Below are 25,020 nucleotides of genomic sequence, written 5' to 3' on the forward strand. Positions count from 1 at the left end.
TTCGGGATGCGGATTTGGGGGGCAGCGTTGGGGGTGGGGCTTGCAGCTTGCTGCATCGCCCCTTCGCGCGCGCAAGTGCCCTCGATCAATCCCGGCGTGATCCAGAACGACGTCGACCGGCAGCGCCGCCAGCTCGAACGGCAGAGCGCGCCGCCCAAGCTCACCGGTCCCGCGGTGATCGGCGGTGAGCGGGAAAAGTCCCAGCTGCTGAAGCCGGGGGGGCCGAAATTCCGCCTGCGCAAGGTCGAGTTCGACGCATCCAAGTTCATCACGCCGGCAGAGCTGGACGAGATCGCGAAGAAATATGTCGGCAAGAACGTCGACATCGCCGCGCTATTGCAGCTCGTTGCCGACATCAACGCCATCTACACCGAGCGCGGCATCGTCACGGGCATCGCGACGCTGCCCGATCAAGACGCCAAAGGTGGTGTGGTCAAGATCAAGCTGACCGAGGGCCGGCTCCAGAAGACGACCATCGAGGGCAACAAGCAGACCCGCACCGATTACATCCTTCAGCGCGTGAAGGAGCCCGAAGGCGAGGTCCTCGACGTTCCAAAACTCAATCGCGACGTGATCTGGTTCAACCGGACCAACGACGTGCAGATCAAGGCGCTGCTCCAGCCTGGCACGAGTTTTGGCCTGACCGATCTCCAGTTCGCCGTGATCGAGCCGCCGGTCGACACCTTGCAACTCTTCACCGACAACCAGGGCGCGGAGAACACCGGGCGCTGGGAGGGCGGAGCCTTCTACAAGCGCCACGGCCTGTTCGGCGTCGACGACCGCCTGACCTTCTACGGCGTCCGCGCCGACGGCAATCTCAACGGCAACGCCGCCTACAGCATTCCGGTCAATCCCTGGGGTGGCCGCGTCGGCGTCAGCTATACCGAAGGCAAGATCAAGATCATCCAGGGACCGTTCGTCGCGCTCGACGTCACCGGACGCTCGAGCCAGGCCGCGGTCAATTTCAGCCAGCCGGTCTGGGTGACGCAGAACTGGCTGATATTGCTCAACGCCGCCGAGACCGAGGGCAAGACGGTCAGCCGCTTCGCCACGGTCTCCGTGACCGACGACCACTACGACAAGGCCACCGCCGGGCTCTCGGTGACCAATTCCGGCAACACCTATTCGATCACGGTCTCGCCGGCGGTGAACTACATCACCTGGCATGATTATGTGCTCGGCAACAACCGCGCGTTCAACACCTATACCGGCTCGCTGATCGCGACCAGCGCGGCGGGGCCGCAGAATTTCAGCGCCAACGTGCTGGCGAGCTGGCAGTACACGCAGGAGAAGCTGCTGCCGGGCGACCAGATCTTCTCGATCGGCGGTCCCACCACCGTGCGCGGCTATCCCTCCAACTCCGCATCCGGCGACAGCGGCTATTATTTCAACGCCGAGCTGCACTACAATTGGTCGTCGTGGCTCAAGGGGTTCGACACCTACATCTTCACCGACTGGGGTGCGGTCTATTCGACATTCCCGGGGATCACCGAGCTCGCTTCGGTCGGCGTCGGCTTCTCATGGACCTATGCGTCGTTCATGACGTTCGAGGCGAATTACGCGACGCCGTTGAAGATGGCCGTCTCGACCCAGAACCATTACGAGGCCTATGGCCGCGTCATCTTCCGGCCGTTGTTGATGTTCCAGAAGCCGGAGAGCCCCGCGCCGGTGGCGGCTGCCGCCGGCAAGAGCAGGTCGTAGCGACAAGCCGCCGCTCTCTCCGTCGTCATTGCGAGGAGCCCGCGACAAAATTGCAAAGCAATTTTGCGCTGGTGCGACGAAGCAATCCAGAATCCCTCCGCGGATGCAGCCTGGATTGCTTCGCCACGCTCGCAATGACGGAGGATGGAGCGGGGGCGCGGCGATTAACGCCGCAGCGTGAATTCCTCCGCGCCGCGCCGGTGTTCCCATTTCGCCTGCTCCAGCTCCGGCTGGTCGCATTCGACTTCCGGATAGCCGATGCAGAGATAGGCGATGAACTTCCAGGAGCTGGGCACGTCGAGAGTGGTGCGAACGCGCTCCGGATTGAGGATCGACACCCAGCCGATGCCGATGCCGTCGGCGCGCGCGGCGAGCCACATCGCGGTGATCGCGGCGACCACGGAATATTCCGTCGTCTCCGGCATGGTCGCGCGGCCGAGGCCGTGGCCGATGTCGCTCGCCTTGTCCGCGAACACGGCGAGGTGACCGGGCGCCTGTTCGAGACCGGACAGTTTTAGTGTGGCATAGCGCGCGGCGCGTTCGCCGGAGTAACAGTTCAGCGCATCGGCGTTGCATGCCCTGAAGTCGTCGATCACGTCGCGGCGTCGTGCGGCATCTTCAACGACAACGAAGCGCCAGGGCTGGCTCAGGCCGACCGAGGGTGAGAGACAGGCGGTCTCGATCAGGCGATCGATGGCGCCGGCCGGCAGCGGATCGGCGCGGAAGCGGCGCACGTCGCGGCGCCACACGAACAGCTCGCGCAAGTGCTGACGGAAGGTGTCGTCGAACTCGACCATGAGATCAGCCTCCCATCCGGAAGGATGCCGCCACCAGCAGAATGAGGATCTCGCCGGTCTGCTCGAATGCGCCGAGGATGTCGCCGGTCTGCCCGCCGATCTGGCGGATGGCAAGCCGCGCCAGCATCAAGCCGGCGAGCGACAGCAGGATCAGGCTGACCAGCGCCTTGCCAGGCCCGAGCGCGAGGGCGAGGGCGAGCGTTCCAGCAGCGAAAGCGATGGCGACGCTGCGGCCCGGCGGCGATCCCGCGCTTGCCGACAGTCCATCAGATCGTGCCGGCGGGACCAGCGACATGAAAGCCGGCACGCCCGCGCGGGCGGCAGTGTGCGCGGCGCACAGCGCGAGCGCGACGGCCCAGGGATTGGCGATCGCCGCGAGCGCGCTCCAGCGCAGACCGAACGACAGGATCAGCGCGCAGACGCCATAGGTGCCGATCCGGCTGTCGCGCATGATCTCGAGCTTGCGCTCGCGCGTCCGGCCGCCGCCGAGCCCGTCGGCGGTATCGGCAAGGCCGTCCTCATGCAGCGCGCCGGTGATGAGCGCGGTCGCGGCCAGCGTGAGCAGGGCGGCGAGGTTCGGTGTCAGTCCGAACCGGCTGGAAACCTTGTAGACCAAGGCACCCGCGAGGCCGACCAGCAGTCCCGCGACGGGGAGTGCCCAGGTCGCGCGCGCGATGGCGCCTTCGCCTGCGGGCTTCGACGATGCCACCGGCAGAATCGTGACGAACGATGCCGCCATCCTGAGATCGGCGATAATCTCTTTGAAAAGCTCGGCGCGCGGCATCATTTCAGTTTCATCGGCAGGCCGGCCACGACGAACTCGACTTCGTCGGAAACCGCCGCGATGACCTGGTTCATGATTCCGGCGGCGTCGCGATAGCTGCGCGCCAGCGCGTTGTCGGGCACGATACCGAGGCCGACCTCGTTGGTGACGAAAATGACGGGGCTCTTCTGGCCGCCCATGAAAGCGGCGAGCTTCATGAGTTCGTGTTCCCAGTCACGCCCCGCATGCATGATATTGGAGAGCCACAAGGTCAGGCAATCCACCAGCCTTGGGCCGGCGCCATCGGTCTCGATCAGAGCTTGCAGGAGATCGAGTGGTACCTCTCGCTCGATCCAGTCGACGGCCGCGCGCTTGGCTCGATGCTTGGCGATGCGCACCTCCATTTCGGCATCGAGCGCCTCGGCCGTCGCGATGTAGATGGGCTGGCCCGGAAAGCTGCGCGCGCGCTTTTCCGCGTGGGCGCTCTTGCCCGATCGTGCTCCGCCCGTGATCAAGATGACGGCCATAAAGTTCTCCTGTGGGCCTGACTAATCACCAATCGCGGCCAAAGACAAAGCCGAAATCAGGCGGCCGGGGGCTTGCGCTCCGCCTTCGCTTTGCGCAACAGGGGCGGGACAGGAGGCGTGCGTGGGTTTTGCGGGGGCGATGGCGGTGGCGATGGCGGTGGATGCCCTGCTGGGCTGGCCGTCGTGGCTGTTCGCGCGGATCGGTCATCCCGTGACCTGGCTGGGCCGGCTGATCTCTGCCATCGACGCCGCCTGGAATCGCGCGTCCGATCCGCCGGCATTTCGCCGTGCTGCGGGCGTGGCTGGAGCGCTTCTGGTGATTGCGATCTCGGTCGCAATCGGCTGGGTACTTCAGTCCTTGCTCCCCTGGGGATGGATAGAGATCATACTCGTGGGTGTGCTGGCCTGGCCGCTGGTCGCCTTGCGCTCGCTTCATGATCATGTCGCTGCCGTCGCGAAGCCCTTACAGGCGGGCGACATCGCCGCTGCGCGCGCAGCGGTGTCGCGCATCGTCGGACGCGATCCCGCGACGCTCGACGAAGCCGGCATCGCGCGCGCGGCGATCGAGAGCCTCGCCGAGAACGCCTCCGACGGCATCGTGGCGCCGGTGTTCTGGGGCGCGCTGTTCGGACTGCCCGGCATTTTGGGCTACAAGGCGATCAACACGCTGGACTCCATGATCGGTCATCGCAGCGAACGCCACGAAGCTTTTGGCTGGGCCGCGGCACGCATCGACGACGTCGCAAACTTCATTCCGGCGCGGCTGACCGGCTTTCTGTTCGTCCTGTTGGCGTCGCGGCGCTCGGAGGCGCTGTCGTGCATGACGCGCGATGCCCGCCGTCACCGCTCGCCCAATGCCGGCTGGCCGGAAGCGGCGATGGCGGGCGCGCTCGGCGTGCGGCTCAGCGGCCCCCGCATCTATCGCGGCAGCGCGACCGATGAGCCCTGGCTCAACGAAGGCGCGCGCGATCCGCTTGCCGCGGACATCAGCCAGGGGTTAACGATCTACCGCCGCGCCATGCTGCTGCTCGCCGGCCTCCTTGCGATCCTGGCCTTCGCGTGAAAGAACGGGGCATGCGCGAGCACGGTGGAAATCTCGATCTGGCCCAGCAGCGTTTTGGCGGGCGCGCGGAGGACTGGATCGATCTGTCGACCGGGATCAACCGCCTGCCTTATCCCGTGGGTGAGGTGAGCCCGCGCGCATGGAACGCGCTGCCGTCGCGCGCTGAGATCGAGAGCCTGCATCAGGCGGCACAGCATGCCTACGGCACAAGCGCGCCGATCGTCGCAATGGGCGGTGCGCAGGCCGCCATTCAATTGCTGCCGCAACTCGCGCCAGTCGGCCGCGCGCGCATCCTCGGGCCGACTTACAACGAATATTCCGGGGTCTTGTCGGCTGCAGGCTGGGATGTCCAGGAGGTCGGCGAGCTCGACGCGCTGGCGGGCACAGATCTCGCCGTCGTCGTCAATCCCAACAATCCCGATGGCCGGCGTTTTGCGCCAGAGGATTTGCTGGCGCTGCTGCCGCGCGTCGGCCGTCTCGTCATCGACGGGAGTTTTGCCGATGCCGCCCCGCAGCTGTCGCTCGCATCCGAGGCGGATCGGCCTGGACTGCTGGTCCTGCGCTCCTTCGGCAAGTTCTATGGTCTTGCCGGCCTGCGGCTTGGGTTTGCGCTCGGCCATGCGGCCGACATCGCCAAGCTCGCGGCGATGTCGGGGCCATGGCCGGTGTCGGGAGCTGCGATCGCGATCGGCTGCCGCGCCTTGCGCGACGACGCCTGGGCCGAGGCCACGTCCGCGCGGCTCGCACGCGACTGTGCCCGCCTCGACGACATCGTGCAGTCGCAAGGCTGGCGGCTCGTCGGTGGTGCGCCGCTGTTTCGTCTCTACGAGACGCCTGATGCGCTTGCTGCGCAGGAGAAACTGGCGCGTAGCCAAATCTGGTCGCGCGTATTCGCGAAAGAGCCGGCATGGCTGCGCCTCGGGCTTCCCGGCAGCGAAGCCGAATGGACGCGCCTTGCCGAGGCGCTAGCGCGCTAGCGCGAGCAGGCCGCCGACGTCGAGATGCTGTTCGATGTGATCGGCGAGGGCGTCGAGCGCGCTCTCGACCCTGCTGTGATAAGGCTCGTCGCCTGCCGGAATGTCGAGCTTTGCGAGATACGCCTTGCGGAAATCATCCGACGTGAACAGGCCGTGCAGATAGCTGCCTTGCACGCGGCCATCGCGTGAGATCGCGCCTTCGGGCTCGCCGTTCAGTTTCGCAAACGGGCGGGCGCGATCCGGTCCGTCGGTGCGGCCGATGTGGATTTCGTAGGCGTCGATCGGCTGGTCCGTGGCGGCATGCACGGCCGCGACGCGCGTCAGTGTCTTCTGCGGGCTCATCATGGTCGCGACGTCCAGAAGTCCGAGACCCGACGTGTCGCCGGCAGGGCCTTCGATGCCATCGGGGTCGGCGACGTTGCGCCCGAGCATCTGATAGCCGCCGCAGAGGCCAAGCACATGGCCGCCGCGGCGGTGATGCGCCAGGAGATCGATGTCCCAGCCCTGCGCGCGCAGGAAGGCGAGATCGCCGCGGGTGGACTTCGAGCCGGGGATGATGACGAGGCGGACGTCGCCGGGGATGGCTTCGCCCGGCCGCACCATCACGAGATCGACGCCAGGCTCGAGCTTCAACGGATCGAGATCATCGAAATTGGCGATCCGCGACAGCGCGAGGCAGGCGATCTTGCACTGGCCCGGCTTGCGCGCGTCGCTCAGCCCCAGCGCATCCTCGGCTGGCAGCTCGCCGGCGCGCGCGAACCAGGGCAGCACGCCAAGGCCGCGCCACGCGGTCTTCTGCTCGATCAGCTTGTAGCCGTCGTCGAACAGCGAGGGGTCGCCGCGGAACTTGTTGATGACGAAACCCTCGATCATCGCGGCATCGTCGGGGTTGATCACCGTCTTGATGCCGACGAGCTGGGCGATGACGCCGCCGCGGTCGATGTCGCCGACCAGCACGACCGGCACGTCGGCCTTGCGTGCAAAGCCCATATTGGCGATGTCGGCCTTGCGCAGGTTGACCTCGGCCGGGCTGCCGGCGCCTTCGACCAGCACCAGATCGGCGCGCGCTTTCAGCCGCTCGAAGCTTTCCAGCACCGCGCCCATCAGCGACGGTTTCATCGCCGCATATTCACGCGCCCGCGCGGTCGCGATGCGCTTTCCCTGGACGATGATTTGTGCGCCGACATCGGTCTCCGGCTTCAGCAGCACCGGGTTCATGTCGGTGTGCGGCTCGACGCCGGCGGCCAGCGCCTGCAGCGCCTGGGCGCGACCGATCTCGCCGCCGTCGACGGTGACGGCCGCGTTGTTCGACATGTTCTGCGGCTTGAAGGGCAGCACGCGCAGGCCGCGCCGCGTGAAGGCGCGCGCGAGGCCGGCGACGATGAGCGACTTGCCCACGTCCGAGCCGGCCCCCTGGATCATCAATGCGCGCGCCATGGTGTTTTCAGAATCTGGCGTCGTCAGAACTCGACGCCGGCTTGCGCCTTGATGCCGGAGCGGAAGGGGTGCTTGACCAGCGTCATCTCGGTGACGAGATCGGCGATCTCGATCAGCTCGTCCTTGGCGTTGCGCCCGGTGAGCACGACATGCGTCATCGGCGGTTTGTGCGTTTTCAGAAAGTCGACGACCTCGGCGATGTCGAGATAGTCGTAGCGCAGCGCGATGTTGATCTCGTCGAGCACGACCATGCGCAGATTGGAATCTGAGATCAGCTCCTTGGCCTTCGCCCAGCCGGCCTGTGCTGCGGCGATGTCGCGGGCGCGGTCCTGCGTCTCCCAGGTGAAACCTTCGCCCATCGCATGGAACTGGCAGAGCTCGCCGAAATGGCCGGTGAGCAGGCGCCGTTCGCCGGTGTCCCAGGCGCCCTTGATGAACTGCACGACCGCGCAGGGGAAGCCATGGGCGACACAGCGGACGATCATGCCGAAGGCGGAGGTGGACTTGCCCTTGCCGGCGCCGGTGTGGACGATGATGAGGCCCTTTTCGCCGCTCTTGGTCGCCATGATCTTGTCGCGGGCGACCTTGATTTTCGCCATTTTCGCGGCGTGGCGGGCGTCGGTTTCCTCGGCCGTTTGGGTATCCGGTTCAGGCGTCATCTGACAGGGTCCTTCGGCTTGACAAGAGGCGGCCGGGGGCAAATGGTGGCCCGGCGTTGGTTCCTGTCCTATGACAGGCGAAGAGGGAATGCGATAGGGTCCGAATCGACAAGATTCGGCTCCAAACTGCAGCCGCCCCCGCGACCGTGACCGGAGAGATGCCCGAAGCCACTGATCCCCCAGGGGATCGGGAAGGCGGGGATCGAAGGGCCAAAAGCCCTGCTCCGCAAGCCGGGAGACCTGCCAGCGCGGACGAGTTTTGGACCGGCGGACGGGGTGTTCCGCGACGGGGAAACGGACCTTCGGGGGAATGGTCCGTGTGCCTCTTCGCCTCCCGCTGTTTATCCTGGAAGAGGCGATGACCGTCACACTTCACGTCTGTATTACCTGCCGTGCCGGCCAGACGCTCGACGAGGGTGAGACGACGCCCGGCAAGCGCCTGCATGGTGCGATCCTCGACGCCGGCGTGCCCGAGGGCGTCAATGTGGTTCCCGTCGAATGCCTGTCGGCATGCAGCCAGGGTTGCTCGGTTGCGCTCAGCGCGCCCGGCCGCTGGTCCTATGTCTATGGCCGTCTGTCAGAGGCCCATGCGAGCGACGTGGTCGCGGGTGCTGCGGCCTATGCCGCCGCGCCCGACGGCCTCGTGCCCTGGCGCAGCCGTCCCGAAATCTTCCGCAAGCAGTCGCTTGCCCGCATTCCCCCCATTGCCGTGTTGCCGGAGGCCGCCGAATGAACTCGCTCGCAAAAGTCCCTGTGACGGTGGTCACGGGTTTTCTCGGCTCCGGCAAGACCACGCTGATCCAGCATCTGCTCGCAAACCCTGACGGCAAGAAGCTCGCCGTGCTGGTCAACGAGTTCGGCAGCGAGGGTGTCGACGGCGAGATCCTGAAATCCTGCGCCGATGCGAATTGCCCGGAGGAGAACATCGTCGAGCTCGCCAATGGCTGCATCTGCTGCACCGTTGCGGACGATTTCATTCCGACCATGGAAAAGCTCTTGGCGCGGCCGGTGCGGCCCGATCACATCCTGATCGAGACCTCGGGCCTGGCGCTGCCGAAGCCGCTGCTGAAGGCGTTCGACTGGCCGGAGATCCGCTCGCGGATCACGGTCGACGGCGTGATCGCGCTGGCCGATGCCGAGGCTGTTGCCGCCGGCCGTTTTGCGCCGGACCCGGCTGCCGTGGAAGCGCAGCGCGCAGCGGATGGAAATCTCGATCACGAGACGCCGCTGTCGGAAGTGTTCGAGGACCAGATCGCCTGCGCCGACATCGTGCTGCTGACCAAGGCCGATCTTGCGGGGGCCGCAGGGATCGAAGCCGCCAAGGCCGCCATTACCGCCGAGATGCCGCGCCGCGTGCCGATGCTATCCGTCACCGATGGCGCGATCGATGCGCGTGTCATCCTCGGCCTTGGCGCCGCCGCAGAGAACGATCTCGCCGCGCGCCCCTCGCATCACGACGGCGAGGAGGATCACGAGCACGACGATTTCGCCTCCGTTGTGATCGATCTTCCTGAAATCAGCGACATCGACGCACTGGTCGCGTCGGTGCAGCGTCTTTCGCGCGAGCAGAACGTGCTGCGCGTCAAGGGCTATATCGCGGTCGCGGGCAAGCCGATGCGCCTGTTGCTGCAAGCGGTCGGCGAGCGCGTGCGCCACCAGTTCGACAAGCCCTGGGGCGCAGCTCTCAGGCAGTCGAAGCTTGTCGTGATCGGCGAGCACGGCGATATCGACGAGGCCGCGATCAAGGTCGGACTTGGGCTTTCAGGATCTGGTATCTGATGCACGTCGTCTTCCGCGAGAGCCGCGGTCTCGAGGAGACCGCGACGCCAAGGGACATCGGCCAGGACCCGGCCGATCTCGTGGTGCTCTCGTACTCGGATTCCGACCTTGCCGCGTTCGCGGCCGGCTGGCGGCGCGGCCGTAACAGCCTGCCGTCGCTGCGGCTCGCCAATCTCGCGGAGCTGCGTCATCCGTTGTCGGTCGACACCTATATCGAGCGCACGCTGTCGCAGGCGCGCGGCATCCTGGTGCGCCTGATCGGCGGTGAGTCCTATTGGCCGTACGGGCTCGCGGCCCTGCAGCAGCTTGCGAAGAACCGCAACATCGTGCTGGCCGTGCTGCCGGCCGACGGCCGCGACGACACGCGGCTCGATGCCTACTCGACCCTGCCGGTTTCGACGCTGCGCCGGCTCAAGGTGCTCTGCGACACCGGCGGTCCTGTTGCAGCCCAGGCCGCGATCGCGCAGCTCGCGTTGGCCTCGGGCCTTTACGCAGGCCCGGTCGTCGGCGAGATGAACCTGCCTGAGATGGGCTTTTACGATCCCGCGCGTGGCGTCATTGCTGCGCCGATGGCAGGCGAGGGAAAGCCGCTCGCGTTCGTGACCTTCTATCGTTCCTATCTCACCGCCGCGGATACCGGGCCGGTCGACGCCCTGATCGCGGCGCTGCGCGAGCGCGGCTTTGACGCGTACGGCGCGTTCGTCACCTCGCTGAAGGCTCCGGGCGTTGCGGACTGGCTGCGGACCTATTTCGCGACGAATCCTCCGGCCGCGATCGTCAACGCGACGGCGTTCTCGGCGATGGGCGACGACGGCACGACACCGTTCGATGCTGCATCATGTCCCGTCTTCCAGGTCGCGCTCTCATCGGCACGGCGCGAAGACTGGGCGGAGTCGCTGCGCGGCCTGTCGCCCGGCGATCTCGCGATGCATGTGGTGCTGCCGGAGGTCGACGGCCGCCTGTTCGCGGGCGTGGTGAGTTTCAAATCGGCGGCGGAGCGCGATCCCGATCTGCAATTTTCGCATCTGGCGCACCGCCCTGACGAGGAGCGCGTGAACGCCGTCGCCGCGCGCGTTGCGGCCTGGCGGCGCCTCGCGGAGACGCCAGCCGCCGAGAAACGGGTGGCGCTCGTGCTCTCGAACTACCCGGGCCGTCCGCATCAGATCGCGCATGCGGTTGGTCTCGATGCGCTGGCGTCGGTCGAGGCATTGCTGTCTGACCTGACCGAGTCCGGCATCGATGTTGCGCCGGTTCAGGCGCTCGGCGAGACGCTGCTCAAGCAGAACTTGACCTGGAGCGTCGCCGACTACCGCGCGGCGCTCTCGCGCTTGCCGCAAGCCTTGCAGGATGATCTCGCGCAGGCCTGGGGCGCGCCGGAGGATGACCCGAGCTGTCGCGACGGTGCATTTCAGTTCGCGGCCATCGCAAGTGGCCAATCGATCATCGCGGTTCAGCCCGAGCGCGGCGATGCGACCACGCGCGATGCCGACTATCACGATCTCGCCCGCACGCCACGCCACGCCTATGTCGCGTTCTATCTCTGGCTCCGGCAGCAGGGTTTTGACGCCGTCGTGCACATGGGCGCGCATGGCACGCTGGAATGGCTGCCCGGAAGATCCGTGGCGCTGTCCTCACATTGCTGGCCGGAAGCCCTGATCGGCGATCTGCCGGTCATCTATCCCTTCATCGTCAACGATCCCGGCGAGGCCGCGCAGGCCAAGCGGCGCTTGGGTGCCGTCACCATCGGCCATCTGCCGCCGCCGCTGGAACAATCCGCGGTGCCGGACGGCCTGCGCCGGCTCGAACGTTTGCTGGACGAATATTCGACCGCCGATGGTCTCGACCCCGCCCGACGTCAGCGTCTGATCGCCGCGATTCGCGACGAAGCGCGTGCGGCAGGGCTCGAAGACGATCTCGGTCTCGATGCATCGGCTGCACCGGCGGAAGCGATCCCGCGGATCGATCGCTTCGTCTGCGATCTCAAGGAGAGCCAGTTCGGCGACGGGTTGCACGTGTTCGGCCGCGGCACCTGCGCCGACGCGGAGCGCGATGCGTTGCGTGCCGCGCTAGCGGGACAGCGCGTTGCGCCGGGGCCATCGGGCTCGCCGTATCGCGGACGCCAGGACGTGGTGCCGACCGGACGCAATCTCTTTGCCGTTGATCCGCGCGCGGTGCCGACGCCGTCGGCGCATGCGCAAGGCATCAGGCTCGCGGAAGAGCTGCTGCGTCGCCATTTGCAGGATCACGGCGACTGGCCGAAAGGCCTCGTGGTCGATCTCTGGGGCTCCGCGACGATGCGGACCGCCGGCGAGGAGTTTGCCATGGCGCTGCATCTCGCCGGCCTTGCGCCGCGCTGGGATCACGCCTCCGGCCGCGTCACCGGCTATGACATCATCGCACCGACGGAGCTCGGGCGCCCCCGTATCGACGTCACGCTGCGCGTGTCGGGCCTGTTCCGCGATGTCTTCTCCGGCCTTGCGCAATTGTTCGAGGCCGCCGCCGAGGCGCTCGCAACGCGCGAGGAGGAGGGCGACGAGAATCCCTATCGTCACCGCGCCTCGCGTGTGTTCGCGCCGCGCCCCGGCCAATACGGCGTGGGTCTGTCCGCGATCCCCGATGCCTTTACGGCCGAGACGCGTGATGCCGCCGGCGAAGCCTGGCTGTCGGCATCGTCCTGGGCGTTCTCCGCGGACGGTGCGATGCAGCCGGATCGGGCCGGCATCGAGACGCGGCTCGCATCCGCCGATGCTTTCGTGCACGTCCAGGACTTGCCGGAGACCGATCTTCTGCTCGCCGCGGATTACGCCGCGCATGAAGCAGGCATCGCGGCGGCCGCAGCGCATCTCGGTGCGGCAGGACCATCGCTCTATCACCTCGATACGACGCGGCCCGAGCAGCCGCACGCGCGGACGCTGACCGAGGAAATCTCCCGCGTCGTCCGCGCACGCGCGGCCAATCCGGCCTGGATCGCCGGCATGATGCGGCACGGTTTTCGCGGTGCCGCCGAGATCACCGCGACGCTGGAGCACATGGCCGCCTTCGCGCATCTGGCCGGCGCCGTGCCGCCGCATCTGTTCGATCTCTACTACGATGCGACGCTCGGCGACGCCGATGTCCGCACCTTCATGGCCCGCGAGAATCCGGCGGCGCTCGCCGCGATGGAGACCTGCTTCACACGCCTGCACGAAGCCTCGCTCTGGCGAACGCGCCGCAATTCGATCGCGGCTGCGCTGAAGGAGGCTTCATGAGTGCGGCCGCGATCAAGGGCTGGTGTCCCGGCGCGTTGCGCCCGATGCAATCGGGCGACGGGCTGGTGGTTCGCGTGCGCCCGTTCGGCGGGCGCCTCGAAGCTGCACAGGTCGCCGGGCTTGCTGAGCTCGCCGAACGCTACGGCAATGGTCTCATCGATGTGACGAGCCGCGCCAACCTCCAGATCAGAGGCGTCAGCGAGCAAGGCCATCGCCGGCTGCTCGATGGACTCGCGTTGCTGCGGCTGCTCGACCCCGATACCGACATCGAAGCCCGGCGCAACATTTTGGTGACGCCGTTCTGGAACAGCGGTGATGAGACACAGGCGCTCGCCGCGGAGCTTGAGGAAGCGCTCGCCGACAGCACGCTCGATCTCCCCACAAAGTTCGGCTTCGCCATCGACGATGGAAAGTCGCGCGTACTCGCCGGCGATTCCGCCGACGTGCGCATCGAGCGCGATCACGGCGGCCGGCTCCTGGTGCGGGCCGATGGCGCAAGGCTGGGCCGCTCGGTCGCGCGCGGTGAGACCGTAAGCACGGCCCTCGCGCTCGCGAACTGGTTCATCTCGTCCGGCGGCGCGAAGGACGGGCGAGGGCGCATGGCAGCTCATATCGCGGTAGGCTCGGTATTGCCTGAGTCTTTGAGCGGCGAAACCGAGCCTGCTCCGGTCATGGCCGCGTCACGACCCGGGCATTATCCGCATGGCGCCCTGGTCGGCGTGGCGTTCGGGCAGATGCTGCACACGACGCTCCATCAATTTTCCGGCTGCGGACATGCGCTGCGCATGACGCCATGGCGGATGGTGTTGAGCGAGGGCAAGCGCGAGATGCCGAGCGGGGCAGGCCTCATCACCGAGCCTTACGATCCGGCGTTGCGCGTGATTGCTTGTAGCGGCGCCCCGCGTTGCCGCGAGGCGCATGCCGACACCCGCGCACTCGCTTCCGCCCTTGCGCCGCGCATCGCCCTCGATACGCGCCTTCACGTCTCCGGCTGCGCCAAGGGCTGCGCGCGTTCCGGCGCGTCCGCGGTGACGCTGGTTGCGACCAGCGCCGGATTCGATCTCGTCCGCGACGGCTCGACCCGCGACGAGCCGGTTCTGCGCGGCCTCAACGGTGCCGACATCGTCAGCGATCCCTCCATCCTGGTCGGAGGCCACTGATGCCGCACACCTACGAGACCGACGGCGCGGCGATCTACCGGCAATCCTTCGCGACCATCCGGGCCGAGGCGGATCTTGCGCGCTTCTCGCCGGACGAGGAGCAGGTGGTGGTGCGGATGATCCACGCCGCCGGCATGGTTGGCCTCGAGGCGCATATCCGCTTCACATCAGGCATGGCGACTGCTGCGCGCGCGGCCTTGCAGAGAGGCGCCCCGATCCTGTGCGACGCGCGCATGGTCTCGGAAGGAATTACGCGCGCGAGACTGCCGGCGGCCAACGCCGTGATCTGCACGCTCGGCGACGAGGCCGTTCCCGCGCTCGCGCAGTCCATGCGCAATACGCGCTCGGCTGCGGCGCTGGAGTTGTGGCGACCGCATCTCGACGGCGCAATCGTTGCGATCGGTAACGCGCCGACCGCGCTGTTTCATCTCCTCAACATGCTCGAGGACCCGGGCTGCCCGCGGCCCGCAGCGATCATCGGCTGCCCGGTCGGCTTCGTCGGCGCGGCCGAATCCAAGGCCGCGCTGATGGCCGATCCGCCGGTGCCGGCGCTGACAGTCGAGGGCCGCCTCGGCGGCTCCGCGATCACGGTCGCCGCCGTGAATGCACTGGCGAGCCGGAGCGAATAGCCATGGGACGCATCATCTGCTGCGGTCTCGGCCCCGGCGATCCTGATATGATGAGCGTGCGCGCTGACCGGACGGTGCGGGCTGCGAAGCATGTCGCCTATTTTCGCAAGAAGGGCCGGCCCGGCCAGGCGCGCCGCATCGTCGAAGGCATGTTGGCCTCCGACGTCACCGAATACGCAATGGAATATCCTGTTACGACGGAGCTCGCCTTCGATAGCCCGGAATATGTGCAGCTGCTGGCCGGCTTCTACGACGAATGGGCGGAACGGCTGGCGCGGCTTTCGCGTGCGGTGGACGTCGTCGTGCTCTGCGAGGGCGATCCTTACTTTTACGGCTCCTTCATGCATCTGCACACGCGCCTGCAAGGCCGTGTCGAGATCGAGGTGATCGCCGGCATTCCCGGCATGGTCGGCTGCTGGAACGGCGTCGGACAGCCGATCGCGCTTGGCGACGACGTGACGACGGTGCTGATGGGGACGCTCGCCGAAGACGAACTCGAGCGGCGCATGCGCGATTCCGATGCGCTGGTCATCATGAAGACCGGCCGCAATCTCGCAAAGGTGCGTCGCGCGCTGGCGTCCGCCGGCCGGCTGGACGATGCCTGGCTGGTCGAGCGCGGCACCATGCCGGGCGAGCGCGTGGTGCGGCTCGCCGATATCGATGCCGCCGACTGTCCCTATTTTGCGATTGTGCTCGTGCACGGCAAGGGCCGGCATCTGGACGCCGCCGAATGACGGGCACGCTGATCATCGCGGGCCTCGGGCCGGGCAGCGATGCGCTGGTGACGCCCGAGGTCTCCGCCGCCCTTGCCGCCGCAACCGACATTCTGGGCTATGCGCCCTATGTTGCGCGCGTGCCGCCGCGGGCAGGGCTCACCTTGCACCCCTCCGACAATCGCGAAGAGCTGCAGCGCGCGAGCGAGGCCCTGCGGCTTGCGGCCGAAGGCGGGCAGGTCGTCGTCGTCTCCTCCGGCGATCCCGGTGTCTTCGCGATGGCGTCGGCCGTGTTCGAGGCGCTCGAACAGGCGCCGCAATGGCGCGAGCTTCCCATTCGCGTTTTGCCCGGTATCACAGCGATGCTGGCGGCGGCCGCGCGCGCCGGCGCGCCGCTCGGCCATGATTTCTGCGCGATCAATCTCTCCGACAATCTCAAGCCGTGGGCGGTGATCGAGAAGCGCCTGCGGCTGGCCGCGGAAGCCGATTTTGCCATTGCGATGTACAATCCGCGCTCGGCAAGCCGGCCGGAGGGTTTTGGCCGCGCGCTTGCGGTGTTGAAGGACACCGGCTGCGGCGAGCGCCTCGTGATCTTCGCGCGCGCGATCAGCGCCGCTGATGAAAGGATCGAGACCGTCACGCTGAACGAAGCGACGCCTGAGATGGCCGACATGCGCACGCTTGTGATCGTCGGCAACTCGCAGACGCGCCGCGTCGGCCGCTGGGTCTATGCCCCGAGGCAGGCGCGATGACCGAGCCACTGCATGATCTCGGCCACGCTCTCAACCCGCAACCGTTCGGGCAGTTTTGGCCGCGCGATCATGATCACGGGCAGGCCGAGCATGCGGGCCGCGTCGATCTTGGCGCGTGCGCCGTCGCCGCCGGAATTGCGGGCGACAATCCATGCGATGCCGCGCGTGCGCATCATTTCGAGCTCGCCGTCGAACGTGAATGGCCCGCGCGACACGATCACGTCCGCAGCGAAGGGCAGCGGTGCTTCGGGCGGATCGACGAACCGCAGCGTGTAGGTGTGCTGTGGCTTGCTCGCGAAGGGCGCGATGTGCTGCCGGCCGATGGCGAGGAACATTTTTGCCGGCGTCTCGGGCAGCGCAGCGAGCGCGGCGGTGACGTCGGCGACTTCGATCCAGGTGTCGCCGGGCGCCTTCGTCCAAGGCGCGCGCTCGAGCGCGATCAGCGGCGTTCCCGTTTGCGCGCACGCCTGGACCGCGTGGCGGCTCATCTCGGCAGCGAAGGGATGCGTGGCGTCGATCGCATGCGTGATGCGCTCACGGCGAATATAGTCGGCAAGCCCGCTCACGCCGCCGAAGCCGCCGATGCGGGTCGGCAGCGGCTGATCGGCGGGCGCGCGGGTTCGGCCGCCATAGGAATACACGGCGTCGATGCGCGCGCGTGCGACTTCCGCGGCGAGCAAGCTCGCATCGGCGGTTCCGCCCAGAATGAGGGCGCGCGTCATGGCTGATCCCTGGCTGACCATCATCGGTATCGGCGAAGATGGCCTTGCCGGGCTGTCCGAGGCAAGCCGAAAGGCGCTTGCCAAGGCAGAAACTGTTTTTGGTGGCGAGCGTCATCTCGCGTTTGCTGACGTGGAGGGGCGCGGTCGTCCGTGGCCGGTGCCGTTCGACGCAGACATCGTGCTGAGCTGCCGCGGCCGGCCGACGGTGGTACTCGCCTCCGGCGATCCGTTCTGGCACGGCGCGGGTGCAAGTGTCGCCGAGAAGCTCGATGCCAACGAGTGGATCGCGCATTCGGCGCCATCGACCTTCTCGCTCGCCGCCGCGCGGCTCGGCTGGCGCCTCGAAGCCATCGCCTGTCTCGGGCTTCATGCCGCGCCGTTCGAGCGTCTCGTACCGCATCTCGTGCAAGGTGCGCGCATCATTTGCCTCGTGCGTGACGGCAAGGCCGCCGGTGATCTCGCGAAATGGCTGAGCGAGCGCGGTTGTGGCGCCTCGGCGTTCTGGACTCTCGCCGCGCTCGGCGGGCCGCGCGAAAGCATCGCTGAGCATCGTGCCGACAGCTTTGCGGGCGATCTCGCCGAAAACCTGGTCGCAGTGGCCGTCGAGGCGAGGGGCGGGCAAGGCATTCCCCGCAGCTCCGGCCTGACCGACGATCTCTTCATGCATGATGGCCAGATCACCAAGCGGCCGGTGCGTGCGCTGGCGCTCTCGGCGCTGGCGCCGCGACCCGGCGAGCGGCTGTGGGATATCGGCGCGGGTTCTGGCTCGATCTCTGTGGAATGGGCGCTGTGCGGCGGGACGGCGACCGCCATCGAGGCGCGCGAGGATCGTGCCGCGAATATCCGCAGCAATGCAACAGCGTTCGGATTGGCGCATCGGATCACTGTCATCACGGGGAGCGCGCCGAAAGCTTTTGCTGCGTTGGAAGCGCCGGATGCCGTCTTCATCGGTGGCGGTCTCGATATCGCGATGTTCGATGCCATCTGGCCGCGGCTTGCGCCGGGTGCGCGGCTCGTCGCGCATGCGGTGACGCTGGAGACGGAGGCGCTGCTCGGCGAACTGCACCAGCGCCACGGCGGCGAATTGATGCGGGTCGAGATTGCCCATGCCGCGCCGCTCGGCCGCTACCGGTCCTGGGAAGCGTCGCGGCCCGTGGTGCAATGGAGTGCGGTTCGATGAAAGTCGCCGGACTCGGATTCAAAAAGGATGTCACGCTGGCTTCGCTGCGCGAGGCGCTGCTGGCGGCGGGTGGTCCCGAGGGCCTTGCGGCGGTCGCGACTGTCAGCGACAAGGCCGACGCGGAGCCGCTCAAACAGCTCGCGCGTGAATGCGGCGTGCCGATCAAGCCGGTTCCGGCGGACATGCTGGCCGGCATCGAGACGCCGACGCAATCGGAGCTCGTCGCGGAGAAGTTCGGCACGGGCTCGGTCGCCGAAGCCGCGGCGCTCGTTGCCGCTGGTCCTCGCGCGCGATTGATTGCGACGCGGGCGGTCTCGCGGGATCGCACCGCGACCGCCGCGATCGCGGAAGGAGACGGCGCATGACGGTGCACTTCATCGGTGCAGGGCCGGGCGCTCCGGATTTGCTGACGTTGCGCGGACGCGACCTGATCGCGGCCTGTCCGGTCTGCCTCTATGCGGGCTCGCTGGTGCCCGAGGGCGTGCTGGCGCATTGCCCGCCCGGTGCACGGATCGTCAACACCGCGCCGCTGTCGCTTGACGAGATCATCGCGGAGATCGCCGCCGCGCATGCCGCCGGCAAGGATGTTGCCCGCCTGCATTCCGGCGATCTCTCGATCTGGTCGGCGATGGGCGAGCAGCTTCGTCGCCTGCGCGCGCTCGGTATTCCCTACACGGTCACGCCAGGTGTTCCGTCGTTTTCGGCTGCAGCAGCTGCACTAGAGATTGAGCTGACGCTGCCCGGTCTTGCCCAGTCAGTCGTGCTGACGCGCACGCCGGGCCGCGCCAGCGCGATGCCTGAGGGCGAAAAGCTCGCGGCGTTCGCCGCCACCGGTGCGGTGCTCGCGATCCATCTGTCGATCCATCTGCTCGACAAGGTCGTCGCCGAGCTCACGCCGCATTACGGCGCGGATTGCCCCGTCGCGATCGTCTGGCGCGCGAGCTGGCCGGACCAGCGCATCGTTCGCGCCACGCTGGCGACGCTCGATGCCGCCGTCGGCACCGAGATGGAGCGCACCGCGCTGATCCTGGTTGGCAAGACGCTTGGAGCGGCGGATTTTGACGAGAGCCGCCTCTATGCCGCCGATTACGATCGGCGCTATCGGCCGGTCGGCGCCGATCCGCGCTTTCCGGAGGCATCGTGATGCCGGCAGGGCTTGTCATCTCGGCGCCGGCCTCCGGCGTCGGCAAAACCACGCTGACGCTGGCGCTGGCGCGCGCCTGGCGCAATCGCGGATTGAACGTGCAGTGCTTCAAGAGCGGGCCCGACTATATCGATCCCGCCTTCCATGCCGCTGCGACGGGGCGCGCTTCCGTCAACGTCGATAGCTGGGCGATGGATCGCGGGACGATTGCTCATCTCGTGGGTCGCGGCACTGATGCCGATGTCGTGCTCGCGGAGGGTTCGATGGGCCTGTTCGACGGCGTCGCCGCGCGCGGCGTCTCCGGCACCGGCGCCACCGCCGACATTGCGGAGATGCTGGGCTGGCCGGTGCTGCTGGTGATCGATCCTTCCGGACAGGCGCAGACGGCGGCGGCGATCGCCGCAGGCCTTCGCGACTATCGTGCCGGCGTGCGCCTTGCCGGCGTGGTGCTCAATCGCGTCGCCAGCCCGCGACATGAAGATCTCGTGCGGCGTGCACTGAACGACGCCGGCATCGCCGTGTTCGGCGCGCTGCCGCGTCATGCAGAAATCAGCCTGCCGAAACGGCATCTCGGCCTGGTGCAGGCCGAAGAGCAGGCCGAGATCGGCAAGCTGATCGACGAAGCCGCGCGCTTCGTCGCCGAGCATGTCGATCTCGATGCGGTGCTGCGGGCGGCAGCAAGCTGTTCGCCGCAACCGGCGGCAAACGGCATGAACGTGACGCCGCCCGGGCAGCGCATTGCGTTGGCCCGCGATGCCGCGTTCTCCTTCATCTATCCGCACATGCTGGAGGCCTGGCGCGCGGCCGGCGCCGAGATCTCGACATTCTCGCCGCTTGCCGATGAAGCGCCTGACGCGAGCGCCGATGTCTGCTGGCTGCCCGGCGGCTATCCCGAACTGCATGCCGGCACGATCGCGGCCAATGCGCGCTTTCGCAGCGGCTTGCGCGCCTTCGCTGACACACGGCCGGTGCACGGCGAATGCGGAGGCTATATGGTGCTGGGAACCGCTCTGACCGACGCCGACGGCGTCCGTCATGAGATGACGGGCCTGCTCGGACTGGAGACGAGCTTTGCCAAGCGCCGCATGCATCTCGGCTATCGTCTCGCTGCGCTCGCCGCGCCGATGCCGGGCCATCAGGTCGGCGCGCGCCTGCGCGGTCACGAGTTCCACTATTCGACGATTGTCGCGCAGCCGGATACGCCGCTGGCGGTCGTGCACGATGCAACAGGCGCGATCATCGCCGAGACCGGCTCGCGGCGGGGACAAGCCACCGGCACGTTCTTCCATCTGATCGCGGAGGATCGGTGAGCGGTTTTGTCACTTTCATCTCGGCCGGCCCCGGCGACCCCGAGCTCCTCACGCTCAAAGGCGCCGCGCGGCTGCGCGATGCCGACGTCGTGCTCTATGACGACCTCGCCTCGGGCGCGATCCTCGATCTGGCCCGGCCCGGCGCCAATCTCGTCGCGGTCGGGAAGCGGGCAGGGCGGCCCTCGACCAAGCAGCACCACGTCAACCGCCTGCTGATCGATTACGCCGCGGCCGGCGTCCGTGTGGTGCGGCTGAAATCGGGCGATGCCGGTATCTTTGGCCGGCTCGAGGAGGAGCTGGAGGCTCTGCGCGAAGCCGGCATCGGCTACGAGATCATTCCCGGAATCACCTCGGCCTGTGTCGCCGCCGCGCAAGCCGGCATTCCCCTGACCCGGCGCCACACCTCGCGCCGGGTGCAGTTCGTGACCGGGGCCGATGTCACCGGCGAGCTGCCGCAGAATTTGAACTGGGCGGCGCTGGCGGATCCCGAAGCGACCACCGTCGTCTATATGGGCCGGCGCACCTTTCCGGCGCTTGTCGCAAAATTGATCGAGCACGGCCTCGCCCCTGATACCCCGGCGCTGTTCGCCGAATCCCTCGGTCGTCCCGACGAGCGGCTGGTCCGCACCACCATTGCCGAGCTGGCGGAACAGCTTGCGCGGGGCGGCGCGGCCTCGACGGCGGCGGTGATCCTGTTTGGCGCGCTGGCGGGCGATTATCCGTCAGGACCGTCCCGGCCGCCCTTCGCCCCTTGACGCCCGGCTGGCGAAAGGGGCACACAGGAGACGCATGGTGCTCGAGGCGGCGCAAACCGCCGGAGCATAATCGGGAATGGGGGTGGGCGGACAGTTGCGCCGCCCAAAACCCCAGCCGCCCCCGCGACTGTAAGCGGTGAGGGACTCCGATCAGCCACTGGGCCGCAAGGCCCGGGAAGGCCGGAGAACCCCAGTGAACCGCGAGCCAGGAGACCGGCCGTGCATGTCTTGTGGCCAAGGCCGTCGGGTGTGACGGCAGGAAGGAACTGAACCATGCATATCGAACCCGGAGTCGTATCGGGCGCCAAGCTCGTGTTGAGTTACGCAACCGGCATCGCAGTCGGCGGCGTTGCGCTGAAGCTCGCGGTCGAGACCGTGCGCGAGCAGGGCATCACGTCGTTCGCGGCGCGGACGCTCGCCACCACGGGCCTCGTTTTCGTCTTCTTCGAGATCCTGCCGCACTTCCCGGTGGGCGTCTCCGAGGTGCACTTCATCCTCGGCTCGACCCTGTTGCTGCTGTTTGGGGCAGCGCCCGCGGCCTTCGGCCTTGCGTTCGGACTGTTGTTCCAGGGCATCTTCTTCGAGCCGCCCGATCTGCCGCAATTCGGCATGAACGTCACCACGCTGCTGGTGCCGCTGTTCGGGATCCAGGCGATCGCCGCGCGGATCATTGCCCGCAACACCGCCTATGTCGATCTCAGGTATCGCCAGGCGCTGGCGCTGTCGACCACGTATCAGGCCGGCGTCATCGCCTGGGTTGCGTTCTGGGCGCTCTATGGCTCGGGCTTCGGTGCGACCAACCTCGTCAACATCGCGACCTTCGCGGCCTCCTACGCGCTCGTCATCGTGATCGAGCCGCTGGCCGACCTCGGTGTGCTGGCGCTGGCGAAGTCGCTGCGCGGCGTCACCGCGCCCGGCCTCGTTACCCCGCGTTTGCATAACGCGGCTTGAGAGACAAGCGAACGGGCGGCCGTGATGGCCGCCCTTCGCACTCACGATGCTGACACTCTCCCTGATAGGCATCGGTTGCGGCGATCCCGAGCAGCTCACGCGCGCCGCCGTTCAAGCCATCAACGCGGCCGATCTCATCCTGATCCCGCGCAAGGGGACGGCGAAGTCCGATCTCGCAGATCTCAGGCGGACGATCTGCGCGGATGTACTCACCAATCCAACGACGCGCATTGCCGAGTTCGATCTTCCTGTGCGCGATGCCGGTGAAGCGGACTATCACAAGGGCGTGGACGACTGGCACGATGCCGTGGCCGCGGCGTGGTCGCGGACGATCGCCAGCCATCTCGAAGGTAAAGGCAAGGTCGCGCTGCTGATCTGGGGCGATCCCTCGCTGTACGATTCCTCGCTGCGCATTGCGCGGCGGCTCGATCCCTTGCCTGATATCGAGGTCGTGCCGGGCATCACCTCGATCCAGGCGCTGTGCGCGGCGCATGCGCTGCCGCTCAACGACATCGGCGAGCCCTTCCTGGTCACGACGGGGCGCCGCTTGCGCGAAGGCGGCTGGCCGCAGGGCGTCGATACCGTGGTGGTGATGCTCGACGGCGGCACGGCTTTCCAGTCGCTCGATCCAGCCGGGCTGCACATCTGGTGGGGCGCCTATCTCGGTATGCACGATCAGATCGTCATGTCGGGCGTTCTGGCCGAGATCGGCCCGCGCATCGTCGCCGCGCGACAGGATGCGCGCGAGCGGCACGGATGGATCATGGACAGCTACATTCTCAAGCGCAGGCCGTAAGCGAGGCAGCATGCTCCCCGAATGGGTCACCCGGAAATGCCCCGAGGTCTCCGCTGTCCATCGCGAGGCGGCGCTCGCGCGTCAGGCGCAACTCACAAAACCGGCCGGCGCGCTCGGCCGGCTGGAGCAGCTTGCGGTCGAGCTTGCGGGCCTGCAGGCGACCGAGCAACCGCGCGCTGCGCGAGTGCCGATCATCGTCTTCGCCGGCGATCACGGCATCGTCGCGCAGGGCGTGTCGGCCTATCCGCAAGGAGTGACCATCGCGATGATGGCGAATTTTGCCTCGGGCGGTGCCGCGATCTCGGTGCTGGCGCGTGAGCTTGGCTCAGGCCTGGAGGTCGTCGACGCCGGCACGCTGGCACAGGAGGAGATGGCAGGAATCGTCACCGACAAGCCGCGCAGCGGCACGCGCGACTTCAGCGTGGAAGCAGCGCTCACCCCCACGGAGCTGGCATTCGCCTTCGAAGCCGGTCAGCGCGCAGTCGCGCGCGCGGCAGCCGGCAGGCCCGATCTCCTGATCTTCGGCGAGATGGGCATCGGCAATACCACGACGTCGGCGGCGATTGCGGCGAGCCTGCTCGGCATCAGTGCCGAGGAGATCGCGGGCAGCGGTACCGGCGTCGACGCGGCCGGCCGCGCGCACAAGGCGGGTGTGATCGATGCGGCGATTGCGCATCACGGCATTGCGGGCGCTTCGCCGGAAAAAATCCTGTGCGCCGTCGGCGGCCTCGAAATCGCGGCGATTTGCGGCGCCATCATTGCGGCTGCGCAAGCCCGCGTTCCCGTGTTGATCGATGGCTTCATCGTATCGGTGGCGGCGCTGGCGGCGGTACGGCTGAACCCGTCGTGCCAGCCATTCCTGCTGCCGTCGCATCAATCGGCGGAGCAGGGGCATCGGCTGGTGTTGCGTGCGCTGAACGTGCAGCCGTTGATCAGCCTCGATCTCAGGCTCGGCGAAGGATCGGGTGCGGCCATCGCGCTGCCGCTGGTGCGGCTCGCGTGCAGCCTTCACAACGGCATGGCGACCTTCGCGCAGGCCAATGTGCCGGATCGCCCGGCCTGACCCGGCTCAAGCCGCGCGCTGATTGACCGCGACGACGCGCCAGCCGGTGGCGAGCCGGTCGATCCGGGTCAGTGACAACGGATCGATCACGAAGCGCAGGGCCGCTTGTGGTGTCAGATCCAGCGCAATGCAGAGCGCGGCGCGGATGGTGCCGGAGTGAACGACGAGCGTTGCCGAGCCGGCGCCGATTTGCGAGAGACCCAGCCGGACGCGCACGACCTGATCCTCAAAACTTTCGCCGCCCGGCGGCCGCCCGTGCGCCGGATCGCTCCAGAACTGCGCATAGGTCTCGCCGCCGGTCGCCGCGAGCTCGTCATGCCGCCGGCCGGTCCAGTCGCCAAAATCCTGCTCACTTAATTCGGGCACCAACGCGGGTTCGAGTCCCAGCGCGCGCGCCGTCTCAACCGTACGTCGCGCCGGGCTCGCCAAGCTCGCAGCATCTGGCGGAAGCCTCTGCCGCAACGCCTCCAGTTGCACGCGATCGCCGAGATCGGCGGGCGCGTCGGCCGCATGGATCGTCCCTTTGACGCCGTCGACGGGCGCATGCCGTATCAGCCAGAGGAAGGTCTCGCCTTCCATACCTATCTCCAAGGAAGTTGGTCGCGGTGGTAATAACGTCGCACCGGCACATTGACTCTGTCTTGTCGGTAATCCTAGATGGCTTTGACGGTTTCCCCGAGTGGGGATGAAAAGGGAATGCGGTGCGGGGATTTTGTCCCCAATGCCGCGGCTGCCCCCGCAACTGTAAGCGGCGAATCTTGCGTCACGAGCCACTGGGTATCTCGGTCCCGGGAAGGCGATGCAAGGTACTGACCCGCGAGCCAGGAGACCTGCCGTCAGCCGTGGTCACACGCGAAGATGTCGGTCGGGGAGTACAGACATTCGGCTTCATCG

25 protein-coding genes and 3 riboswitches are annotated in these 25,020 nt (G+C 67.4%); of the genes, 18 read left to right on the forward strand and 7 right to left on the reverse strand.

Annotated features, from left to right (window positions below; genetic code table 11):
- Positions 1 to 6 precede the first annotated feature (6 nt).
- Positions 7 to 1,701 carry a ShlB/FhaC/HecB family hemolysin secretion/activation protein gene (locus AB7245_RS15990; protein ID WP_085403119.1) on the forward strand — a complete coding sequence of 565 codons (1,695 nt, stop codon included), beginning with the start codon at positions 7 to 9 and terminating at the stop codon, positions 1,699 to 1,701.
- 164 nt (positions 1,702 to 1,865) lie between these two features.
- Here AB7245_RS15990 and bluB read toward each other — a convergent pair whose 3' ends face one another.
- Genes bluB through cobU form a run of 3 tightly spaced genes read right to left on the reverse strand, consistent with a single transcriptional unit; the run spans position 1,866 to position 3,788 of the window.
- Positions 1,866 to 2,498 carry a 5,6-dimethylbenzimidazole synthase gene (bluB, locus tag AB7245_RS15995; protein WP_085403120.1) on the reverse strand — a complete coding sequence of 211 codons (633 nt, stop codon included), beginning with the start codon at positions 2,496 to 2,498 and terminating at the stop codon, positions 1,866 to 1,868.
- Positions 2,499 to 2,502: 4 nt separating this feature from the next.
- Complete coding sequence (gene cobS, locus AB7245_RS16000; RefSeq protein WP_085403121.1) at positions 2,503 to 3,285, reverse strand: adenosylcobinamide-GDP ribazoletransferase; 783 nt, start codon at positions 3,283 to 3,285, stop codon at positions 2,503 to 2,505.
- Positions 3,282 to 3,788, reverse strand: coding sequence for a bifunctional adenosylcobinamide kinase/adenosylcobinamide-phosphate guanylyltransferase (gene cobU / locus AB7245_RS16005; RefSeq protein ID WP_063984439.1), 507 nt, complete (start codon positions 3,786 to 3,788; stop codon positions 3,282 to 3,284). Before cobU ends, cobS begins: the two co-directional genes overlap by 4 nt.
- Before the next feature lie 121 nt (positions 3,789 to 3,909).
- On the opposite strand from cobU, the gene cbiB reads away from it, so the two are divergent.
- Together cbiB and cobD are read left to right on the forward strand one after the other, a co-directional pair.
- Complete coding sequence (gene cbiB / locus AB7245_RS16010; RefSeq protein ID WP_085403122.1) at positions 3,910 to 4,851, forward strand: adenosylcobinamide-phosphate synthase CbiB; 942 nt, start codon at positions 3,910 to 3,912, stop codon at positions 4,849 to 4,851.
- A gap of 11 nt (positions 4,852 to 4,862) precedes the next feature.
- Positions 4,863 to 5,828 (forward strand): threonine-phosphate decarboxylase CobD, encoded by a 966-nt coding sequence (cobD, locus tag AB7245_RS16015; RefSeq protein ID WP_085403123.1) that lies wholly within the window; start codon positions 4,863 to 4,865, stop codon positions 5,826 to 5,828.
- On the opposite strand, the gene AB7245_RS16020 is transcribed toward cobD, so the two are convergent.
- The gene (locus tag AB7245_RS16020) at positions 5,817 to 7,265 is read right to left on the reverse strand and encodes a cobyric acid synthase (protein ID WP_085403124.1); all 1,449 of its coding nucleotides are present in this window, start codon (positions 7,263 to 7,265) and stop codon (positions 5,817 to 5,819) included. The two genes, cobD and AB7245_RS16020, sit on opposite strands and share 12 nt — an antisense overlap.
- Before the next feature lie 23 nt (positions 7,266 to 7,288).
- Entirely contained in the window at positions 7,289 to 7,924 is a 636-nt protein-coding gene (gene cobO, locus AB7245_RS16025) for a cob(I)yrinic acid a,c-diamide adenosyltransferase (protein ID WP_354075063.1), read from the reverse strand.
- Between the two features lie 40 nt (positions 7,925 to 7,964).
- Positions 7,965 to 8,186: riboswitch (cobalamin riboswitch) on the forward strand.
- A 96-nt stretch (positions 8,187 to 8,282) separates the two neighbouring features.
- Here cobO and AB7245_RS16030 point away from each other — a divergent pair.
- Genes AB7245_RS16030 through cobJ form a run of 7 tightly spaced genes read left to right on the forward strand, consistent with a single transcriptional unit; the run spans position 8,283 to position 16,205 of the window.
- Positions 8,283 to 8,657: a DUF1636 family protein gene (locus tag AB7245_RS16030; RefSeq protein WP_028148471.1), complete on the forward strand. Its 375-nt coding sequence runs from the start codon at positions 8,283 to 8,285 to the stop codon at positions 8,655 to 8,657.
- Positions 8,654 to 9,703 (forward strand): cobalamin biosynthesis protein CobW, encoded by a 1,050-nt coding sequence (cobW, locus tag AB7245_RS16035; RefSeq protein ID WP_085403126.1) that lies wholly within the window; start codon positions 8,654 to 8,656, stop codon positions 9,701 to 9,703. Before AB7245_RS16030 ends, cobW begins: the two co-directional genes overlap by 4 nt.
- Entirely contained in the window at positions 9,703 to 12,951 is a 3,249-nt protein-coding gene (cobN, locus tag AB7245_RS16040) for a cobaltochelatase subunit CobN (protein ID WP_085403127.1), read from the forward strand. The genes cobW and cobN overlap by 1 nt, the downstream gene beginning before the upstream one ends.
- Positions 12,948 to 14,111 (forward strand): precorrin-3B synthase, encoded by a 1,164-nt coding sequence (cobG, locus tag AB7245_RS16045; protein WP_439034433.1) that lies wholly within the window; start codon positions 12,948 to 12,950, stop codon positions 14,109 to 14,111. The genes cobN and cobG overlap by 4 nt, the downstream gene beginning before the upstream one ends.
- Positions 14,111 to 14,740 (forward strand): precorrin-8X methylmutase, encoded by a 630-nt coding sequence (locus tag AB7245_RS16050; protein ID WP_085403129.1) that lies wholly within the window; start codon positions 14,111 to 14,113, stop codon positions 14,738 to 14,740. Before cobG ends, AB7245_RS16050 begins: the two co-directional genes overlap by 1 nt.
- A 2-nt stretch (positions 14,741 to 14,742) precedes the next feature.
- On the forward strand, positions 14,743 to 15,474 hold the full coding sequence (locus AB7245_RS16055) for a precorrin-2 C(20)-methyltransferase (protein WP_085403130.1): 732 nt from the start codon (positions 14,743 to 14,745) through the stop codon (positions 15,472 to 15,474).
- Positions 15,471 to 16,205 carry a precorrin-3B C(17)-methyltransferase gene (cobJ, locus tag AB7245_RS16060; protein ID WP_085403131.1) on the forward strand — a complete coding sequence of 245 codons (735 nt, stop codon included), beginning with the start codon at positions 15,471 to 15,473 and terminating at the stop codon, positions 16,203 to 16,205. The genes AB7245_RS16055 and cobJ overlap by 4 nt, the downstream gene beginning before the upstream one ends.
- Here cobJ and AB7245_RS16065 read toward each other — a convergent pair.
- On the reverse strand, positions 16,181 to 16,927 hold the full coding sequence (locus AB7245_RS16065) for a cobalt-precorrin-6A reductase (RefSeq protein ID WP_085403132.1): 747 nt from the start codon (positions 16,925 to 16,927) through the stop codon (positions 16,181 to 16,183). The two genes, cobJ and AB7245_RS16065, sit on opposite strands and share 25 nt — an antisense overlap.
- Here AB7245_RS16065 and cbiT point away from each other — a divergent pair.
- From cbiT to cobT, 8 genes are all read left to right on the forward strand, one after another.
- Positions 16,926 to 18,107, forward strand: coding sequence for a precorrin-6Y C5,15-methyltransferase (decarboxylating) subunit CbiT (cbiT, locus tag AB7245_RS16070; RefSeq protein ID WP_085403133.1), 1,182 nt, complete (start codon positions 16,926 to 16,928; stop codon positions 18,105 to 18,107). The two genes, AB7245_RS16065 and cbiT, sit on opposite strands and share 2 nt — an antisense overlap.
- Complete coding sequence (locus AB7245_RS16075; protein WP_085403134.1) at positions 18,104 to 18,472, forward strand: cobalamin biosynthesis protein; 369 nt, start codon at positions 18,104 to 18,106, stop codon at positions 18,470 to 18,472. The genes cbiT and AB7245_RS16075 overlap by 4 nt, the downstream gene beginning before the upstream one ends.
- Positions 18,469 to 19,251, forward strand: coding sequence for a precorrin-4 C(11)-methyltransferase (gene cobM, locus AB7245_RS16080; RefSeq protein ID WP_085403135.1), 783 nt, complete (start codon positions 18,469 to 18,471; stop codon positions 19,249 to 19,251). Before AB7245_RS16075 ends, cobM begins: the two co-directional genes overlap by 4 nt.
- Positions 19,251 to 20,561, forward strand: a complete 1,311-nt coding sequence (locus AB7245_RS16085; RefSeq protein WP_085403136.1) for a cobyrinate a,c-diamide synthase — start codon at positions 19,251 to 19,253, stop codon at positions 20,559 to 20,561. Before cobM ends, AB7245_RS16085 begins: the two co-directional genes overlap by 1 nt.
- Complete coding sequence (gene cobA / locus AB7245_RS16090; RefSeq protein ID WP_085403137.1) at positions 20,558 to 21,316, forward strand: uroporphyrinogen-III C-methyltransferase; 759 nt, start codon at positions 20,558 to 20,560, stop codon at positions 21,314 to 21,316. The genes AB7245_RS16085 and cobA overlap by 4 nt, the downstream gene beginning before the upstream one ends.
- 18 nt (positions 21,317 to 21,334) lie before the next feature.
- Positions 21,335 to 21,552: riboswitch (cobalamin riboswitch) on the forward strand.
- A 37-nt stretch (positions 21,553 to 21,589) separates the two neighbouring features.
- The gene (locus AB7245_RS16095; RefSeq protein ID WP_439034434.1) at positions 21,590 to 22,267 is read left to right on the forward strand and encodes an energy-coupling factor ABC transporter permease; all 678 of its coding nucleotides are present in this window, start codon (positions 21,590 to 21,592) and stop codon (positions 22,265 to 22,267) included.
- Positions 22,268 to 22,313: 46 nt separating this feature from the next.
- Positions 22,314 to 23,063 carry a precorrin-6A synthase (deacetylating) gene (gene cobF / locus AB7245_RS16100; RefSeq protein WP_085403138.1) on the forward strand — a complete coding sequence of 250 codons (750 nt, stop codon included), beginning with the start codon at positions 22,314 to 22,316 and terminating at the stop codon, positions 23,061 to 23,063.
- A gap of 10 nt (positions 23,064 to 23,073) precedes the next feature.
- Entirely contained in the window at positions 23,074 to 24,126 is a 1,053-nt protein-coding gene (gene cobT / locus AB7245_RS16105; protein WP_085403139.1) for a nicotinate-nucleotide--dimethylbenzimidazole phosphoribosyltransferase, read from the forward strand.
- Positions 24,127 to 24,132: 6 nt separating this feature from the next.
- On the opposite strand, the gene AB7245_RS16110 is transcribed toward cobT, so the two are convergent.
- Positions 24,133 to 24,705 carry a histidine phosphatase family protein gene (locus tag AB7245_RS16110; RefSeq protein WP_085403140.1) on the reverse strand — a complete coding sequence of 191 codons (573 nt, stop codon included), beginning with the start codon at positions 24,703 to 24,705 and terminating at the stop codon, positions 24,133 to 24,135.
- 71 nt (positions 24,706 to 24,776) lie between these two features.
- A riboswitch (cobalamin riboswitch) is annotated at positions 24,777 to 24,978 on the forward strand.
- Positions 24,979 to 25,020 lie beyond the last annotated feature (42 nt).

Source organism: Bradyrhizobium sp. 604_D8_N2_3 (genome assembly GCF_051810765.1).
GTDB lineage: Bacteria > Pseudomonadota > Alphaproteobacteria > Rhizobiales > Xanthobacteraceae > Bradyrhizobium > Bradyrhizobium barranii.

Bases quoted from the DNA above. Each gene is read 5' to 3' on its own strand.
- cobS (WP_085403121.1), bottom strand. From the start codon at position 3,285: ATGATGCCGCGCGCCGAGCTTTTCAAAGAGATTATCGCCGATCTCAGG.
- cbiT (WP_085403133.1), top strand. From the start codon at position 16,926: ATGGCTGATCCCTGGCTGACCATCATCGGTATCGGCGAAGATGGCCTT.
- cobM (WP_085403135.1), top strand. From the start codon at position 18,469: ATGACGGTGCACTTCATCGGTGCAGGGCCGGGCGCTCCGGATTTGCTG.
- cobW (WP_085403126.1), top strand. From the start codon at position 8,654: ATGAACTCGCTCGCAAAAGTCCCTGTGACGGTGGTCACGGGTTTTCTC.
- AB7245_RS16050 (WP_085403129.1), top strand. From the start codon at position 14,111: ATGCCGCACACCTACGAGACCGACGGCGCGGCGATCTACCGGCAATCC.
- AB7245_RS16095 (WP_439034434.1), top strand. From the start codon at position 21,590: ATGCATATCGAACCCGGAGTCGTATCGGGCGCCAAGCTCGTGTTGAGT.
- cobT (WP_085403139.1), top strand. From the start codon at position 23,074: ATGCTCCCCGAATGGGTCACCCGGAAATGCCCCGAGGTCTCCGCTGTC.
- AB7245_RS15990 (WP_085403119.1), top strand. From the start codon at position 7: ATGCGGATTTGGGGGGCAGCGTTGGGGGTGGGGCTTGCAGCTTGCTGC.
- cobF (WP_085403138.1), top strand. From the start codon at position 22,314: ATGCTGACACTCTCCCTGATAGGCATCGGTTGCGGCGATCCCGAGCAG.
- AB7245_RS16075 (WP_085403134.1), top strand. From the start codon at position 18,104: ATGAAAGTCGCCGGACTCGGATTCAAAAAGGATGTCACGCTGGCTTCG.
- cobN (WP_085403127.1), top strand. From the start codon at position 9,703: ATGCACGTCGTCTTCCGCGAGAGCCGCGGTCTCGAGGAGACCGCGACG.
- AB7245_RS16055 (WP_085403130.1), top strand. From the start codon at position 14,743: ATGGGACGCATCATCTGCTGCGGTCTCGGCCCCGGCGATCCTGATATG.
- AB7245_RS16020 (WP_085403124.1), bottom strand. From the start codon at position 7,265: ATGGCGCGCGCATTGATGATCCAGGGGGCCGGCTCGGACGTGGGCAAG.
- cobO (WP_354075063.1), bottom strand. From the start codon at position 7,924: ATGACGCCTGAACCGGATACCCAAACGGCCGAGGAAACCGACGCCCGC.
- AB7245_RS16110 (WP_085403140.1), bottom strand. From the start codon at position 24,705: ATGGAAGGCGAGACCTTCCTCTGGCTGATACGGCATGCGCCCGTCGAC.
- cobJ (WP_085403131.1), top strand. From the start codon at position 15,471: ATGACGGGCACGCTGATCATCGCGGGCCTCGGGCCGGGCAGCGATGCG.
- AB7245_RS16085 (WP_085403136.1), top strand. From the start codon at position 19,251: ATGCCGGCAGGGCTTGTCATCTCGGCGCCGGCCTCCGGCGTCGGCAAA.
- bluB (WP_085403120.1), bottom strand. From the start codon at position 2,498: ATGGTCGAGTTCGACGACACCTTCCGTCAGCACTTGCGCGAGCTGTTC.
- cobU (WP_063984439.1), bottom strand. From the start codon at position 3,788: ATGGCCGTCATCTTGATCACGGGCGGAGCACGATCGGGCAAGAGCGCC.
- cobD (WP_085403123.1), top strand. From the start codon at position 4,863: ATGCGCGAGCACGGTGGAAATCTCGATCTGGCCCAGCAGCGTTTTGGC.
- cobG (WP_439034433.1), top strand. From the start codon at position 12,948: ATGAGTGCGGCCGCGATCAAGGGCTGGTGTCCCGGCGCGTTGCGCCCG.
- AB7245_RS16030 (WP_028148471.1), top strand. From the start codon at position 8,283: ATGACCGTCACACTTCACGTCTGTATTACCTGCCGTGCCGGCCAGACG.
- AB7245_RS16065 (WP_085403132.1), bottom strand. From the start codon at position 16,927: ATGACGCGCGCCCTCATTCTGGGCGGAACCGCCGATGCGAGCTTGCTC.